This is a genomic window from Variovorax sp. OK605, assembly GCF_900115445.1.
Lineage (GTDB): Bacteria > Pseudomonadota > Gammaproteobacteria > Burkholderiales > Burkholderiaceae_C > Variovorax.
In genome coordinates this window covers 94,049-109,687 of the sequence record NZ_FOWL01000021.1, presented here as the reverse complement: position 1 = coordinate 109,687, position 15,639 = coordinate 94,049, and the positions used below count along the sequence as shown (strand labels likewise).

Sequence of the window (15,639 nt, the reverse complement as noted above, 5' to 3'; positions counted from 1 at the left end):
AGAGAGGGCTGCACGAAAGCCCCCGGGAATGTCTCAGTGGCCACTCGCACCGTGTGCACCGATGCCCGTCTCCGAGCGAACCTGCTGCGCCAGGAAGCCATCGCGATCGACCTTGGAGCGCGGGCTTCTGTCCAGCACCGAGAACAGCCAGATGCCCGCAAACGCGATTCCCATCGAGAACAGACAGGGCGACGTGTACGGAAAGGGCGACGAGCCCGCCGCATGGGCCAGCGTGGTTTCCCAGACCGAGGGCGAAAGCACCGTCAGCCCCACCGACGAAATGAGCCCAAGGAAGCCGCCGATCACCGCGCCGCGCGTGGTGCACCCTTTCCAGAGCACCGACATGAACAGCACCGGGAAGTTGGCCGACGCAGCGATCGCGAAAGCCAGCGAGACCATGAACGCGATGTTCTGCTTCTCGAACACGATGCCCAGCACCACCGCCAGCGCACCCAGCGCCAGCGTGGTCATCTTCGATACGCGCAGCTCCGCCGCGCTGCCCGCATCGCCCTTCTTGATGACGGTCGCGTACAGGTCGTGCGAGACGGCCGAGGCGCCCGACAGGGTGAGCCCTGCGACCACAGCCAGGATGGTGGCGAACGCCACGGCCGAGATGAAACCCAGGAACATGTTGCCGCCCACCGCACTGGCCAAGTGCACCGCCGCCATGTTGCCGCCGCCGCGCAGCACGCCATTGGCATCGAGGAAGTCAGGGTTCGTCAGCACAAAGGTGATGGCGCCGAACCCGATGATGAAGGTCAGCAAGTAGAAGTAGCCGATCCAGCCCGTGGCCCACATGACCGATTTGCGCGCCTCCTTGGCGCTGGGCACCGTGAAGAAGCGCATCAGGATGTGCGGCAACCCTGCAGTGCCGAACATCAGTGCCATGCCGAAGGAAATCGCCGAGATCGGGTCCTTCACGAAGTTACCCGGCCCCATGATCGACTGGCCGATGCTGGCCGCCACCTGGACGGTCTTGCCGTCCTTGAGCGCCAAGTCGGTCTTGACCTTGACCGCGCCGGCGAACATCGCCTCGGGGCTGAAGCCGAAGTGCCACAGCACGGACAGCGCCATGAAGCTCGCGCCGCCCAACAGCAACCCGGCCTTGATGATCTGCACCCAGGTGGTGGCGGTCATGCCGCCGAACAGCACGTAGACCATCATGAGAGAGCCCACGATGACCACCGCGACCCAGTACTCCAGGCCGAACAGCAGCTTGATCAGCTGGCCCGCACCCACCATCTGCGCGATGAGGTAGAAGGCCACCACCACCAGCGTGCCCGAGGCTGCGAAGATGCGCACCGGTGCCTGCTTGAAGCGAAAGGCCGCCACGTCCGCAAAGGTGAACTTCCCCAGGTTGCGCAGCCGCTCGGCCATCAGGAAGGTGATGACTGGCCAGCCCACCAGGAAACCGATGGAATAGATGAGGCCGTCGTAGCCGGTAGCCATCACCGCGGCCGAGATGCCGAGAAACGAGGCCGCCGACATGTAGTCGCCCGCGATGGCCAGGCCGTTCTGAAAGCCAGTGATGCCGCCGCCGGCCGTGTAGAAGTCGGAGGCCGAGCGCGTGCGCGCTGCGGCCCACTTCGTGATGAAGAGCGTACCGAGCACAAACAGCGCGAACATGCCAATCGCCGTCCAGTTGGTGGGCTGGCGCTGCAGCTGACCGAGATCGGCGCCGGCGGCGAATGCGCTCGCCGACGTGGCACACAACGCGAGCATCGATGCCGCACGCAGGGGAAGGCAACGACGGTTTTTCACTTCTTCGCTCCCGATTGAACGGCCCTGGCCACAGCGTCGGACAGAGTGTCGAACTCGGCATTGGCGCGGCGCACGTAGTAGCCGGTGATGGCCACGGTGAAAAGGATTACGCCGAAGCCTATCGGCATGCCCAAGGTCATGACGCTGTCGCCAAAGCGCCGTGCGAGGAACTCCTTGTCGAAGGCCACGAGCAGCACGAAGCCGTAGTACACAAAGAGCATCAGCAATGCAAGCGACCAGCCGAAACGGTCGCGGCGCCGCTTGAGCTGCCTGTATTGAGGATGCGCGGCGATGCGCGCGACCAGATCGTCTTCCATGATGTCTCCATTGGTGCGGGTTAGTGCGGGTCAGCGCATTAAGTGCCGCCGCAGCGCGCCGAGGCTTGCGCTGGCGCAATCTTTGTGCCGCGGTACTGCGTCACGATGCGCTCACGCCTGCCCCATCCCTTCACATGCCTGCGTGCAAGCGCGGCTTCACGGCGGGTTCCCGCAACGCATGAAAGACCCGAGACATGAACGCTCCCGACCTGATGTCCAAGCTACCCAGCTATGCGCCGCCCGAAGCACTCGGCCGCAACGCGCATATTGCCGGGCGCGCCGCATACGACGCGCTGGTGGCCGAGGCCGAAGACGACTACCAGGGCTACTGGGCCCGGCTTGCCCGAGAGTTCGTCGGCTGGAGGACGCCCTTCACGAGCGTGCTCGACGAGAGCCGTGCACCCTTCTATCGATGGTTCGAGGACGGGACACTCAACGTCTCATGGAACTGCCTTGATCGCCAGGTAGCAGGCGGGCGCGGCGAGAAGACAGCCATCGTTTTTGAGACCGACGACGGCAAGGTCACCCACACCACCTATGCGCAGCTGCTGGCACAGACTTGCCGCTTGGCGAACGCGCTCAAGGCACGCGGCGTGAGCAAGGGCGATCGGGTCATCATCTACATGCCCATGTCGGTCGAAGGCGTCGTGGCGATGCAGGCTTGCGCCCGCTTGGGCGCGGTGCACTCGGTGGTGTTCGGCGGCTTCTCCGCGCACGCGCTGCGTGACCGCATCGCGGACACCGGCGCAGCCGTCGTCGTCACGGCCGACCAGCAGGTTCGCGCAGGCAAGCACCTCCCGCTGAAGGCGATGGTCGACGAGGCGATCGCGCTGGGTGGATGCGACGCCGTGCAGACAGTAATCGTCTACCGCCGCACCGGCGAGACTGTCGCATGGACCGCGCGCGACGTGTGGATGCACGAAGCCACGGCCACTCAGTCTGACAGCTGTGAACCCGCATGGGTGGGCGCGGAGCACCCGCTGTTCCTGCTCTACACCTCAGGCTCCACCGGCAAGCCCAAGGGCGTTCAGCACTGCAGTGGCGGCTACCTTCTGCATGCCGCGGTCACGACCCGATGGACCTTCGATCTGCATGACGACGACGTGTTCTGGTGCACAGCCGACATCGGATGGGTCACCGGCCACACCTACATCGCCTACGGGCCGCTGGCCATCGGTGCCACAGAGGTGATGTTCGAAGGCGTGCCGACCTACCCCGACGCCGGGCGCTTCTGGCAGATGATCGAACGACACAAGGTCACCGCGTTCTACACCGCGCCTACGGCGATCCGATCGCTCATCAAGGCGGCCGAAGGCAACGCTGCCGTGCACCCCGACCGCTACGACCTGCGCAGCCTGCGCGTGCTCGGTTCGGTAGGCGAACCGATCAATCCGGCGACGTGGGAGTGGTACCGCCTGCACGTGGGTGGCGGGCGCTGCCCCGTGCTAGACACCTGGTGGCAGACCGAGACAGGCGGCCACATGATCACGCCGCTGCCGGGCGCCACCGACCTGGTGCCAGGGTCGTGCACCCTGCCCTTTCCGGGGATCGCCGCAGCCATCGTCGACGAGACCGGCAACGACCTGCCCCACGGCGAGAGCGGTCTGCTGGTCATCAAGAAGCCGTGGCCTAGCATGATCCGCGCGGTGTGGCGTGACGACGCACGCTACCGCGCGAGCTACTACCCGTCGGAGCTGCGCGGCTACTACCTGGCCGGGGACGGCGCCACGCGTGATGCGCTCACGGGCTACTTCACCATCGGCGGGCGCATCGACGACGTGCTCAACGTGAGCGGCCACCGGATGGGCACCATGGAAATCGAGTCGGCGCTCGTGGCCTGCACCACACTAGTGGCGGAGGCGGCGGTGGTTGGACGGCCCGACGACACCACGGGAGAGGCGATCTGCGCGTTCGTGGTGCTCAAGCAGCCGCGACCCACGGGCGCTGAGGCAGACCGCTTGGCTGCAGAACTGCGCGTCTGGGTCGGGAAGGAAATCGGGCCCATTGCAAAGCCTCGCGACATCCGCTTTGCCGACAATCTGCCCAAGACGCGCAGTGGCAAGATCATGCGCCGGCTGCTGCGCTCGGTGGCCAAGGGCGAGGCGATCACGCAGGACATCTCCACGCTCGAGAACCCGGCCATTCTCGAGCAGCTCAGCGAAGCCCATTGAGGGCGCCGACCGCCCGGGCAGCATGACAGTCAAGCCTGCAACCGCCCATCCACCACCCTGATCGTGCGGTCGCAGCGTCCGGCCAGCGCCGGGTTGTGCGTGACGAAGAGAATCGCCATGCCGCGCGCCAGGTTGACCTTGCGCAGCAGTTCGAAGACGGCGTCGGCCGCCTGCGTGTCGAGGTTGCCCGTGGGTTCGTCCGCCAACAGCAGCGGCGGATCCATCGCGAGCGAACGCGCCACCGCCACCCGCTGCTGCTGGCCGCCGCTGAGCTCGGTGACCCGGCTGTCACGCCACCGCGCGAGGCCCACGCTATCGAGCAGCATGTCCGCGCGCTGCACCATGGGTTCCTTGAAGAAGCCGGCGTCTCCGAGCATCGGCATCATCACATTCTCCAATGCGCTGAAGCCGGCGAGCAGGTTGTGATACTGAAACACAAAGCCGATGTTGTGCCCACGCAGCCGCGTGAGCGCATGCTCGTCCAGTGTGCTGGTTTCCGCGCCCGCGATGCACAACGATCCGCTGCTGGGGCGGTCCAGCAGGCCGACGATGTTCAGCAGCGTGCTTTTGCCCGAGCCCGAAGGGCCCATCACTGCACAGAACTCGCCGCGCAGCAGTGTGAGGTCGATGCCATGCAGAACCTCGGTTTCGTTGGGCCGACCGAGGTTGAAGGCCTTGTGCACATTGCGCAGGCTGACCACCGGCTCAGCCACGGATTGCCACCACAGGGTCGAGACGCGCGGCACGCAATGCCGGTGCGAACGCCGCCGCAAGACCGGTGAGCGTGGCCAGCAGCAGCGACGCCAGGAACAGCCGCGGCTCGATTGGCAGCGGAAACAGCGGCGTGCCGTCGGGATTGAGCGCGTAGCGCTGCCACAGCAGCAACGCCACGAGACCGATGCACGAGCCGCAGGCGGCCCCCAGCAGCCCGAGCAGCCCGCCCTGCAGCAGGAACACGCGCAGAACCTGTCCGCGCGAAATACCCATGGCGCGCAGGATACCGATCTCGCGCGACTTCTGCACCACTGACACCACCAGTACGCTGGCTATTCCGAATGCCACCGACAGACCGACGAAGAAGCGGATGGTGGTGTTGGATGTCTTCTGCGCTTGCACAGCCGTGAAGAACTGTGCATTGGTCGCGATCCAGCTGTCGGCCTCAACGCCTGTGGCCGAACGAATGCGCAGGGCAACGGTTTCGGCCGCATAGATGTCCTTCACCGTGACCTCGATGCTCGACACACCGCCGACCAGTCCAAGAAGGCTTTGGGCGGTGCGCAACGCAACGTAGGTGGTGCGCTGGTTGGCCGCCTTGCTTCCCAGGTCCAACAGTCCTGTCACCATGAGCGTCTGGTCGCCGGCGCTGGCGGAGGACACCCGCAGCTTGTCGCCGATACCCACGCCCAGGTCGGAGGCCAGGTCGGTGCCGATCAGGATGTCGGCCGGCGTCAACCGCGTAGTGCCTCGCACCATCTTCTCAGGCAGCGCGACGATGCGGAAGTACGAGGCCGGATCGATGCCGATCACCGACACCGCGCGGCTGGCTGCGCCGCGGATCACCAACGCCGAGCCGCTGGCCGTGGCCGAGACCACCGCCACCTCAGGCATAGCGCGCACCTGGGTGACGAGCGACTGCCACTGGTCGATCGACTTCAGCCGCTGCAGCGGCGCCTGCACAACCGCCGCTTCCAGCAAGGCCGGGCCGCCAACGCCCAACGCGCGCGCCACCTCCTTTGGCGGCAGCAGCTGGATATGCGGTTGCGCCGTGAGCACGCGGCGGATGAAGTTAGACTGCAGCCCGGTCAGCAGGGCCGACATGAAAACAATCACCGCCACGCCGATCGAAATACCAGCGGCGATGAACAGCGTCTGCATGCGACCTTCGCGCAGGAAGCGCAGCGCCACGATCGCCTCGAACGGAAGCCAGCGGTTCACGGCACATCCGCTGGAGTGTCGGAGGGACTGACGACCGCGCGAATGCGCTCCCCGTCGTGCACGCTGGCCGTGCGTGAACCCACCACCAGTTGGCCGGCGGTCAGCCCTTCGAGCACCTCGCTGAAACCGGCGCCTCGCAGCCCAAGCCGCACAGGCTGGCGTCGTGCATGGCGCCCGTCGACCCTGAACACAAAGGGCCAGGCGCGATCCGCGTCATGCACCGCGTCGGATGCCACCAAGACGGCCTGTGGCCTGCGAGCGACCTGAATGTCGACCGACACAGTCATGTCTTGGCGCAGGTAGGGGGGTGGGTCGGGTACATCGAGCTTCATCTCGACCGAGCCGCGCTGCACGTCCACGCCAGGGTTGATGTATGCCAGCATCGCTATGAAGCGCCGGTCGGCGTAGGCGTCTGCAGAGGCTTGGGCCGGCTGCCCGAGCGCGAGCTGCCGCAGGTTCTTCTCGTCGATCAGAATCACCAGCTGGGTCTTTCCCACCGGCGAAAGCACCATCAACGCCTTGCCGGGCTGCACCACGTCGCCAGGCTCGACGGCCCGGTCGATCAGCGTGCCGTCGACCGGTGCGGCGATGGTGGCATACACCAGCCGCGAACGCGCGAGCGCCACACCTGCCACAGCCTGATCGAGCGCGGTGGCCGCTATCACGTAGTCGCTACCGCCGGCAAGCGCGCTGTCCCGCTGACTCCGGCTGGCGCGCAACTGGGATTCGGCCAGCGCCGCCGTCTTGCGCACGTCGTCAAGTGCGGCTTGTCCGACGAAGCCCTGGGCGTGCAGCTCGGCATTTCGGCGCAACTGGGCGCGCGCGTTTTCCAGGTTCACCTGTGCCTGGCGCACAGTCTGTTCCGCCACTGGCGCCTGCACCTCCCGCAACTGCCGCAGCCGCGCCCGGGCCTGCGCAACGGCCGCCTCGGCCTGTGCGAGCGCGGCGGCCCACTCCGCGCTCTCCAATTCAACAAGGACTTGGCCGGCACGCACGCCCTGTCCTTCAGCGACCGGCACACGCCTGACGGTGCCGATGAGTTGGGTGCCGATGCTCACGCGGTGTGGGGCCTCGACATGGCCACTGGCCACCACCGACTGCACGAAGTCTCTTCGCACCACCGTGCTCGCCGCCACGTGCGGACCCAGCAGCCACCGTGGCCCGAACCACAATGCACCGCTCAGCACAGCCACCAGCGCGAAAACAACGCGAAGGCGCGGCTTGACCACAGCCCACATACGATCCATGCGTGCGTCAGGCTTGGGCGGCAGTGCGCCGAGCTCAAGCGACGGCATCAGCAGCCACCAAGGATGCATTGGTGCGAGATTTCCGCACCAGCAGCACAGGCACGGGCGCGCGGCGCAGGACTTGTTCGGCATCGCCGCCGAGCAGCGTGCGCTGCTCACCGCCGCGCCCGTGCGTGCCGAGCACGATCAATTCGGCGGGCCAGGCGCGCGCCTGCTCCGTGACGATGTCCGCGACACGCGCCGCCATCATGGAAAAAAGCATTGTCTCCGCCCGTACGGCCGCTGCATTGGCGCGGTCCCTGCCCTGCCGCAGGATCTGCGCGCCGGCTTCCTCCATCTCCGTGACGAGGTCTGAGCCTTGGGCGTTGGGGCCGCAGATCCCATGCGCATATTTCAATTCGTTGACGACATGCAGAAGCCGCAAAGTGCTTTGGGTGAGCGCGCACAGCCTGATGGCTTCGTCCAGCCCGTGCAGCGAGGTGATGCTGCCGTCCAGCGGCACAAGGATGCGTACATACATGGTGGGCTTTGCATCAGGCGCTTGGCCTGGGAGTTGATGCGCGCCAGTCTGCTCGACTCGCACAGTCCTTACTTGACACGCATCAAGGTGCGAGTGAGTCCCTGCGATCTTGACCTGGCGCAAGGCGAAGACACACGACGAGCAGAAGAATGCCGTGGGAGCCCGTCGCGCCGATGTTGGTGCCAGGCAGTTCTGTATCCAAGTTCTCTAGGAGAGCGCCATGTCCCTGTACTCGCACATCCTTGTTCCGATCGACGGCAGCGCTACAGCCGAGCGTGGCCTGCGCGAAGCGATTGCGCTGGCGGAGCAATTAGGCAGCAAGCTGCGGCTGATCCACGTGATCGACGACTTCCCGATGCTGATGGAGATGTCCACCATCTCCAGCTTCGAGGGCAATCTGCACAAGATGCGCCAATACGGCGAATCGGTGCTCGCCAAGGGCTTGGCCCGGGCCTCGATGGCCGGCGTGGAGGCCGACACCGTTCTCAGCGAATCAACGCAGGGACGCGTGGCGGACGTGATCGTCGACGAGGCGGGTAAGCACAACTGCGACCTCGTCGTGATGGGTACCCATGGACGCCGAGGCTTCAGTCGCCTGGCACTCGGCAGCGATGCAGAGCGCGTGGTGCGAAGCAGCACCGTGCCCGTGTTGCTCGTGCGAAGCGAGGTCCAGTGAGGCACGCGCCGAGTCGCGTTGCACCGCGCTCCATCCCGCCTGCGGCGCTTTTGTGGCGGCCATCCGTCATTGATCCAATTTTCCTGATTACCTTTTCTCCTCAATCACCGAGAAAACCATGACCTCCGCGACAACAACAAGCCCCTCGACTCGCCGCGTTCACCGGCCCTTGCGAGGTGTTCGCACGATGCTTGCGCCGCTGGCATTCGCCCTCGGCGCAACCGCCTTCGCGTCGGCCGCTCTGGCGGCCGACTACACGGCCCCCGCTCAGCTGAGCCCGGCGCCGGGCGTTGCCCAGAAGACACGCGAGGCGGCAGCCCGTGCCGCCCGCGATGCGGAAAAGACCGCCCGCAAAGCGGTCGATGCTGCCCAGGCCGCTGCACAGAAAAGCAAGCTCGCGGCCGGGAAAATCTCCAAGGCATTGGCTGAAGGCATCCGCCACGCCGCGCAGAAAGCGGCCGAAGCCGCTACGCGGCTCGAGGAGAAGACCGCAGCGTCTTCAGCGCGGGCACTCGACGAGACCAAAGAAGCCGCGCATGCCGCCCAAGAGGAAAGCGCCAAGGCAGCGACCGCCGCAAGGGAGGCGTTGGCAAGGGCAGAGGATTCGGCGCGACATGCAGCGCAGTCGGGCAAGGACGAAGCCGAAAAAGCTGCGCAGGCCACGCGCGAGGCGCTCGACAAGGCACAAGAGGCCACGCGCAATGCCGCGCGTGCGACGGCGGACCTTTCCAAACGCACCTTGGAGGCGATGAAGCGAAGCGCCCAACCCGCCGACACGACGAAAAGGAAGTCGTAACAAGGAAATGCCTTGGACCTCACCCCGAGCGTTCCTGCACCTTCGCTGACCCGTGGCGCGCCTCGCTGGCTCGCGAACATCGAAGCTATCCCACCCGCATCACGCCAGCTTCAGGCGAACCCGTGGCCGAACTTCCTGGCAGGTCAGACCGACAAACCCGTGAAAGTGATGTTGGCCGACGAGAACATCGCGGTGCGCCGTGCGATCGCGAGCGAATTGGTATTGGACCCGCGGGTTTGCGTCGCTGGCGAGGCGGCCAGCATTCAGGAGGCCAAGCGCCTGCTGGCGCACAACCCGGTCGACGTGCTCATTCTGGACGTACGGATGGGAGGGGGCAAGGGCTTCGAACTCATCGAAAGCGCCAAGCGCGACGGCGCGGCACGAGAAGTCATCGTGCATTCGGCGCTGGAGGACGCCGACACGGTCCGTCGCGCGTTTTCCCTCGGAGCCTCCGGCTACCTCGTGAAGAACTGCTGGTTTCTGGACTTTGCAAGATCCGTGCTTCAAGTCGCCAACGGTGGCGCTGCCGTGTCGCCGAGCCTCGCCCGACGCATGCTGCTGCGCGCCAACCGTGACGATCGCGAATTGCATGCCAATGCAGCGAGCAGGCGAACACTCTCGAGACGTGAATGCGAGGTGTTGCGACTGGTGGCGATGGGGCATGTGACCCAGGACATCGCGCGCCGCTTGTCGATCAGCGCCCAAACCGTGGGCAGTCACATGAAAAACATCTGCAGCAAGCTGCAGGTGCACACCCGTGCGCACGCGGTGATCGCGGCCACGAAACTCGGTTTTCTCTAGCGTGCTGCTGCCCTGTTGATCCAGCGCAAGGCCCGATGCAGCGGGCCTCCTAAAGTGATCGAACGGTTTCCATCGAGGGCGTGCGGACACTCCCGTGAGCGCGTGGCATCCGACCTTTTTTAACTCATCCCCGCAAGGAGCTTCCATGAAATCAGACACCCAACTGCGCGACGACATTCAGGCTGAACTCAACTGGGACCCGGCGTTCAAGGCTTCGGACGTTGGCGTCATCGTCAAGGACGGCGTGGTGACGCTCACCGGCCATCTGGCCAGCCATGCGGAAAAATACGCCGTGGAACGAGCGGTGCAGCGCGTGCATGGCGTGAAGGCGACCGCCGTGGAACTCAAGGTCAAGCTGGCCTTCGACAACGAGCGCACCGACGCCGACATCGCGCTGGCCGTCGAGCGCGCGCTCGAGTGGAACGTGCTGGTGCCCAACGGCAAGATCCAGCCCCAGGTCGAAAGCGGCTGGGTCACCCTCCAGGGTGACGTCGAGTGGGGCTATCAGCGAAGCGCCGCTGAACGCGCGGTGCGCGACCTCATGGGCGTGACCGGCGTCTCCAACCTCGTGAAGGTGAAGCCCAAGCTCAGCGCCGCCGATGTGGAGAAAAAGATCCGCGGCGCCCTGTCGCGCCAGGTCGACCGCGAGGTCAACCAGTTCGCGATAGCGGTCGAGGGCTCTCAGGTCACGCTGCGCGGCACGGTCCATTCGTGGACCGAGCGCGATGCGGTGCAAGGCGCGGCCTGGGGCACGCCCGGGGTCTCGGTGGTGGTGAACGAGCTTCTCGTGGACCCCTGAGCGTGCGTGTCGCACTCGTCACCGGCGCCACTGCCGGCATCGGGGCGGCCACGGCCGAGGCGCTGCAGTCCGCGGGCTATCGCGTGGCAGCGAACTTCGCGAACCGCCCGGACATGGCGCAAGCCTTTACCGCGCGCACATCGATCCCGGCCTTCGGGTGGAACGTGGCGGACCACGCTGCCTGCGCGGCCGGCGTGGCGCGCGTCGAATCGCAGCTGGGTCCCGTGGAGGTGCTCGTCAACAATGCCGGAATCACCCGCGACGCCATGCTGCACAAGATGAGCGTCGCCCAGTGGCGCGAAGTGCTCGACGTGAATCTCGGCGGCTGCTTCAACATGTGCCGCGCGGTCATCGAGGGCATGCGGGAGCGGCGCTTTGGCCGCATCGTGACCATGGGCTCGGTCAACGGCCTATCGGGCCAGGCCGGACAGACCAACTACGCTGCGACGAAGGCAGGGCTCATCGGCTTCACCAAGTCGCTTGCACTCGAGGGAGCGTCGCGTGGCATCACAGCCAACGTGATCGCACCAGGCTACACCAGCACCGACATGGTCAGCGCGATCGATGCTCAGGTCATGGCGCATATTCTCGCGGGCATTCCCGCCGGCCGACTGGCGTTGCCGGAGGAAATCGCACGCTGCGTGGTGTTCCTCGTGGCCGATGCGTCAGGCTTCATCAACGGCGCGACGCTCAGCGTCAACGGCGCCAAGTACATGGCCTAGAAAGGGGCACAGGCCTGAAGGCCTTGCCCGATGTGATTGTCAGGGTCGATGCCTTGAGGCGTTCAGGCCTTTTTTGACCAGGCGCTGCACCAGCCTTTGGCGTTCACCGGTTTGCCGGCAAAAAGCGCGCAGCTGCCGGTAGCGTCGGCAGGTTTGGATTGCCAGAGCGTACAGCCATTGCACAGCTGACCGTTGTCGTGTTTCGGATACTTCCTGGCGTCGGCCCTGGATGAATCAGTCACGTAGCCCAGGGCCGCAGCCTGCGGGTCCTTCTCGTCAAGCGTCGCCTGCGCGAAGCTGTCGGTCATGGAGACGAAGCCGCCGGCGGCGGCCAGGGCGATCAGGAAGGTTCGGCGTTGTGCGCGCATTTTGGCTTTCGTGGGGTTGGGAACAGGTTTCATTTCAGCGCGCGGGCCAGAAAGCCCGGGCAGCGCACCAGGCAAGCGACGCGTGCGTCCTGCCCTTGTTGGGAGCCGTCGGTCAAGCCCGCGACGACCAGCATGGCGGTCGCCGCGAGAGTGATGCCCGCAAAGGCGAGGATCCACAGGATTCGGGTAGCGGCTGTTTTCATCGGGCATCTCCTGAGCGCCATTGTTCGGCGACGCTGCACCATGCTCCTTGCGCGGGATCAATCGCCGGTCGACTCATCGGACGGAACTTGGGTCCCGCTTTGAAGCGCTCCCTGGACATGCTGGGGCTGCGCGCCCTGCTGCGCCATGGCAAGCAACTGCGCCAGGGTTCGCTCGAGCGACAAGGTTCTCAGCAGCAGCTGCGCCAGACTCTTGCCGCACCACTGCGGTACCTCACCGAATGCAGCCCAGCGGTAGTTGTCCATCTCCGGGCGCAGCACGCCATGACGATCTGTGAACCGGCTGGTACAAACACAGCTTTGTGGGTCGAAACGCTCGGTCATGGTCGCGTACAGCTGCAGGTCCTTGCCGCGCCGGTAGGCAAAGCTGCCCAATGGCAGCAGCGTGTCCGGCGCCAGGCGCAAGCCGCATTCCTCGAAGGTTTCGCGTACGGCCGCCTGTCGACCGCTTTCCGCGCGACGCCCGCCGCCTTTGGGAATGTCCCACCACGGGCTGCCGCTCGCGTGACACAGCAGCAGTTCGGCATTCGCGTTGAAAACCAGCACACCGTAGCTGACGGAGTTCACGCCAGCGCCTCAGGGAGACTGCAAGGCGGACTGGGTGCCCGCGCGGCGCGGGGGCGCAATGGCCACGAAGTTGCGCGTGCTGCCCCGCATCACGAGCAGCGCCACGACGTTGCCGTCGCCAGCGGCGCGCAGCGCTGCGTCGAAAGCGGTCAGCCCCGACACGCTCGTGTCGTTGACCGCCAGCACGGCGTCGCCGAAGCGCAGGCCGGCCTGCTGTGCGGAACCGGAGGCGCTTTTCACGTAGAGGCCCGGATCCAGAGAGCCGATGCCCAGTGGACCCGTTCTCTCGGCGAGCTCGAGGCCCAAACGCGCCTCGTTCGCATCGCGCGCGACGCTCGGCGGCACCACGTCAAATGCGCTCGCCGCGACACTCACCTGCAGCGAGAGCGCCGCACGATGGCGCCAGACGCTCAGCACCAGCCGGCTCCCTGGGCGTGCCGAGGACACGCGGTCCTGAATGCCCGCATAACTCATGGGCGCCGTCGCCTCCACGGCAAGTACGACGTCGCCGCTGCGCAGTCCCGCGCGCTCTGCCGGACTACCGGGGTCGACACGCACGACCACGGCCCCCTGCGGCGTGCCCAGCCCGAACGCCGACGCCAACTCGGCGGTCACAGGCTGGGTGCGTGCGCCAAGATGGCCCCGCGTGACATGGCCGCTGGTTCGCAGCTCGTCCGCAATGCGCAGGGCCGTGTCGATCGGCAGGCTGAAAGACACGCCCAGGTATCCACCACTGGGCGAATAGATCATCGAATTCATGCCGACAACGTCCCCGCGTTCGTCGAACAGCGGTCCGCCGGAATTGCCAGGATTCAGCGCCACGTCCGTCTGTATCAGCGCCACGCCGTTGCCGCCGGGCATGTAGCGCGGATTGGCACTGACCACGCCAGCCGTCACGCTGCGCTCGAAGCCGAAGGGCGCGCCCATGGCGGCCACGCGCTCGCCGGGACAAAGGCGCGCGCTGCGGCCCGATGTCACGACCGGCAGGTCGACAGCCGCGATCTTCAACAGCGCCACGTCGGTGCGGCGGTCGACGCCGACAACCTCGGCTTCAAAGCGCCGTTGATCGACGGTGGAGACCGCGAAACGCTGGGCGCCGATCACTGCGTGCGCGCTGGTCAAGATGTAGCCGTCATTGCGAACGATGAACCCCGATGCCAAGCCGCGCCCGTCACGCTCCGCCCAGGAAGATGACGACCGCAGATCGCTGCCTTCACCCCCTGCGGCGGTGTCGCTCCAGTCCCCGTTCCACCCGCTGACCGCGATGCTCACCACCGCTGGCGCCTGGCGGGCCGCTGCCATGGCGAAATCGGGAGCACCCTGCGCCGCGGGGGGCAAGCGCTCCATGCATGCGCGGTCCTGCGCCCAACTCATTGGCGCAGCGCAGACAAACAGCACTCCCAACCCTGCCGCGGCGGCGGCGCGCATCGCGCTGTGCATGTCAACGCACCAGCAGTACGGGAACCGTGCAGGCAGCCAGCACCTTCGTGGCAACCGAGCCGAGCACCAGGTTGGCCAGCAGGCCGTGCCCGTGCGAACCCATGACCACCAAGTCGAAGCCGCCCTTCTGTGCGAAAGCGGAGATCTCGTCCGCCGGATGCCCGATCCGGTGCACGTACTCGGCGTTGAGGTGATTCCCGGCCAGCAGCGTTCGAACCGGCTCCAGCACCATGCGGGCGTCGTCGTCGTAGTACTGCCGCACCAGGCCGGGTTCCGCGAAGGCGGCTGCGCGATGCGGCACCGGCAGCACGGCGGTAAAGACGGTGAAGGCATGGCCCGCGCCGGACCATGCCTTGTGCGCGAGGAGGTAAGACAGCATGCGGGTCGTGCACTCGCTGCCGTCGACGGCCAGCAGGATCTTCATGGCGTTTCTTTCGTGAGTGGGGTTCGGCGATACCGAAATGGTGGCCGGGTGCGCTCCCTCGACGCTTGCGCCAGATCAAGGCTCGCAGCGGTGCACACCGCTAGATTGGCGGCTTGAACCGCAAAGGACTCGCCATGAGCAACAACATCCTAGTGATCGTCTATTCGAACACCGGCACGTCCCGCAGGGTCGCCGAGTTGCTTTGCAGCCAGCAGAACTGGCGCATGGCTGAAATTACGGAAACCCGTTCTCGCCTGGGCGCCTTGGGCACCCTGCGCTGCCTGCTCGACTCGCTGCTGCATCGCAAGCCGGCGGTGCGCTATGACGGCCCGCCACCCAGCGACTTCGACGCGGTGGTGCTGATCTCGCCCATCTGGGCGCTCAAGCTCTGTGGCCCGATGCGCGCCTTCGTTGCCAGTCGGCGCGATCTGTTTCACGATGTGGCGGTGCTCAGCGTCATGGGCGGCAGTGGCGCGCACCATGCGGCGGCCGAGATCGGCGACCTGCTCGGCCGCACGCCGATTCTGAGCTCCGCGGTAACGATGCGCGAGGTCGACGACGGCAGCTGCGCCGCCCGTCTTCAAGCCTTCGGTGCGGCGATTCGAAGCGCGGAAGATTCAAATGCCGTAGCGCGACCCGCGACGCTCTCGCCGCAGGCGAGCTGACACCAGGGTCTCTCGTCGTGGCAGAAATCTTCCTTTCCTCGGGACGGGCGCGTCGGGTCGTCGGATTGACCTACGCAATCATGTGCGCCGGTGTGCTTGCTGCATGCGCGGGACCTGGCTCAGCCTCGGGTGGTTCTTGCGGGGGCGACGGCGACGCCGTCGCGTCAATCCTTGCTGCGAGGCCGCAGTTCGACGCGGTGAACGCGCCT

The 15,639-nt window shown here is 66.1% G+C and carries 18 protein-coding genes; 7 read left to right on the top strand and 11 right to left on the bottom strand.

What is annotated here, in order from left to right; all coding sequences use genetic code 11:
• Positions 1–33: 33 nt before the first annotated feature.
• A complete protein-coding gene (locus tag BM013_RS35395; protein WP_093134096.1) occupies positions 34–1,722 on the bottom strand; it encodes a cation acetate symporter in 1,689 nt (562 codons plus the stop codon).
• Between the two features lie 35 nt (positions 1,723–1,757).
• Positions 1,758–2,078 carry a DUF485 domain-containing protein gene (locus BM013_RS35390; RefSeq protein WP_093134094.1) on the bottom strand — a complete coding sequence of 107 codons (321 nt, stop codon included), beginning with the start codon at positions 2,076–2,078 and terminating at the stop codon, positions 1,758–1,760.
• 194 nt (positions 2,079–2,272) lie between these two features.
• Here BM013_RS35390 and acs point away from each other — a divergent pair, with 194 nt between their 5' ends.
• Entirely contained in the window at positions 2,273–4,249 is a 1,977-nt protein-coding gene (gene acs / locus BM013_RS35385) for an acetate--CoA ligase (RefSeq protein ID WP_093134091.1), read from the top strand.
• A gap of 29 nt (positions 4,250–4,278) precedes the next feature.
• Here the strand turns inward: acs and BM013_RS35380 are convergent, their stop codons facing one another.
• Genes BM013_RS35380 through BM013_RS35365 form a run of 4 tightly spaced genes read right to left on the bottom strand, consistent with a single transcriptional unit; the run spans position 4,279 to position 7,951 of the window.
• Positions 4,279–4,962, bottom strand: a complete 684-nt coding sequence (locus tag BM013_RS35380) for an ABC transporter ATP-binding protein (RefSeq protein ID WP_093134088.1) — start codon at positions 4,960–4,962, stop codon at positions 4,279–4,281.
• The gene (locus BM013_RS35375) at positions 4,955–6,184 is read right to left on the bottom strand and encodes an ABC transporter permease (protein ID WP_093134086.1); all 1,230 of its coding nucleotides are present in this window, start codon (positions 6,182–6,184) and stop codon (positions 4,955–4,957) included. Before BM013_RS35375 ends, BM013_RS35380 begins: the two co-directional genes overlap by 8 nt.
• The gene (locus tag BM013_RS35370; protein WP_093134193.1) at positions 6,181–7,431 is read right to left on the bottom strand and encodes an efflux RND transporter periplasmic adaptor subunit; all 1,251 of its coding nucleotides are present in this window, start codon (positions 7,429–7,431) and stop codon (positions 6,181–6,183) included. The genes BM013_RS35375 and BM013_RS35370 overlap by 4 nt, the downstream gene beginning before the upstream one ends.
• A 34-nt stretch (positions 7,432–7,465) precedes the next feature.
• Positions 7,466–7,951 (bottom strand): universal stress protein, encoded by a 486-nt coding sequence (locus BM013_RS35365; RefSeq protein WP_093134083.1) that lies wholly within the window; start codon positions 7,949–7,951, stop codon positions 7,466–7,468.
• Between the two features lie 220 nt (positions 7,952–8,171).
• Here BM013_RS35365 and BM013_RS35360 point away from each other — a divergent pair, with 220 nt between their 5' ends.
• From BM013_RS35360 to phbB, 5 genes are all read left to right on the top strand, one after another.
• On the top strand, positions 8,172–8,627 hold the full coding sequence (locus BM013_RS35360) for a universal stress protein (protein ID WP_093134081.1): 456 nt from the start codon (positions 8,172–8,174) through the stop codon (positions 8,625–8,627).
• 187 nt (positions 8,628–8,814) lie between these two features.
• Positions 8,815–9,423: a hypothetical protein gene (locus tag BM013_RS35355; RefSeq protein WP_256221837.1), complete on the top strand. Its 609-nt coding sequence runs from the start codon at positions 8,815–8,817 to the stop codon at positions 9,421–9,423.
• 12 nt (positions 9,424–9,435) lie between these two features.
• On the top strand, positions 9,436–10,224 hold the full coding sequence (locus tag BM013_RS35350) for a LuxR C-terminal-related transcriptional regulator (RefSeq protein WP_256221836.1): 789 nt from the start codon (positions 9,436–9,438) through the stop codon (positions 10,222–10,224).
• A 145-nt stretch (positions 10,225–10,369) separates the two neighbouring features.
• Positions 10,370–11,023 (top strand): BON domain-containing protein, encoded by a 654-nt coding sequence (locus BM013_RS35345; RefSeq protein WP_093134073.1) that lies wholly within the window; start codon positions 10,370–10,372, stop codon positions 11,021–11,023.
• Positions 11,024–11,025: 2 nt separating this feature from the next.
• Positions 11,026–11,745, top strand: a complete 720-nt coding sequence (phbB, locus tag BM013_RS35340) for an acetoacetyl-CoA reductase (RefSeq protein WP_093134070.1) — start codon at positions 11,026–11,028, stop codon at positions 11,743–11,745.
• A gap of 62 nt (positions 11,746–11,807) precedes the next feature.
• Here phbB and BM013_RS35335 read toward each other — a convergent pair whose 3' ends face one another.
• The 5 genes from BM013_RS35335 to BM013_RS35320 form a co-directional block, all read right to left on the bottom strand.
• Positions 11,808–12,146 (bottom strand): high-potential iron-sulfur protein, encoded by a 339-nt coding sequence (locus tag BM013_RS35335; RefSeq protein WP_256221835.1) that lies wholly within the window; start codon positions 12,144–12,146, stop codon positions 11,808–11,810.
• Positions 12,143–12,316 carry a hypothetical protein gene (locus tag BM013_RS41495; protein WP_177225657.1) on the bottom strand — a complete coding sequence of 58 codons (174 nt, stop codon included), beginning with the start codon at positions 12,314–12,316 and terminating at the stop codon, positions 12,143–12,145. The genes BM013_RS35335 and BM013_RS41495 overlap by 4 nt, the downstream gene beginning before the upstream one ends.
• 57 nt (positions 12,317–12,373) lie before the next feature.
• The gene (locus tag BM013_RS35330) at positions 12,374–12,901 is read right to left on the bottom strand and encodes an NUDIX hydrolase (protein ID WP_093134065.1); all 528 of its coding nucleotides are present in this window, start codon (positions 12,899–12,901) and stop codon (positions 12,374–12,376) included.
• A 9-nt stretch (positions 12,902–12,910) separates the two neighbouring features.
• Positions 12,911–14,248 (bottom strand): trypsin-like peptidase domain-containing protein, encoded by a 1,338-nt coding sequence (locus tag BM013_RS35325; RefSeq protein ID WP_256221834.1) that lies wholly within the window; start codon positions 14,246–14,248, stop codon positions 12,911–12,913.
• 94 nt (positions 14,249–14,342) lie between these two features.
• On the bottom strand, positions 14,343–14,765 hold the full coding sequence (locus BM013_RS35320) for a universal stress protein (RefSeq protein ID WP_093134060.1): 423 nt from the start codon (positions 14,763–14,765) through the stop codon (positions 14,343–14,345).
• Positions 14,766–14,899: 134 nt separating this feature from the next.
• Here BM013_RS35320 and BM013_RS35315 point away from each other — a divergent pair, with 134 nt between their 5' ends.
• Positions 14,900–15,430, top strand: a complete 531-nt coding sequence (locus tag BM013_RS35315) for a flavodoxin family protein (protein WP_093134057.1) — start codon at positions 14,900–14,902, stop codon at positions 15,428–15,430.
• Positions 15,431–15,639: the final 209 nt, after the last annotated feature.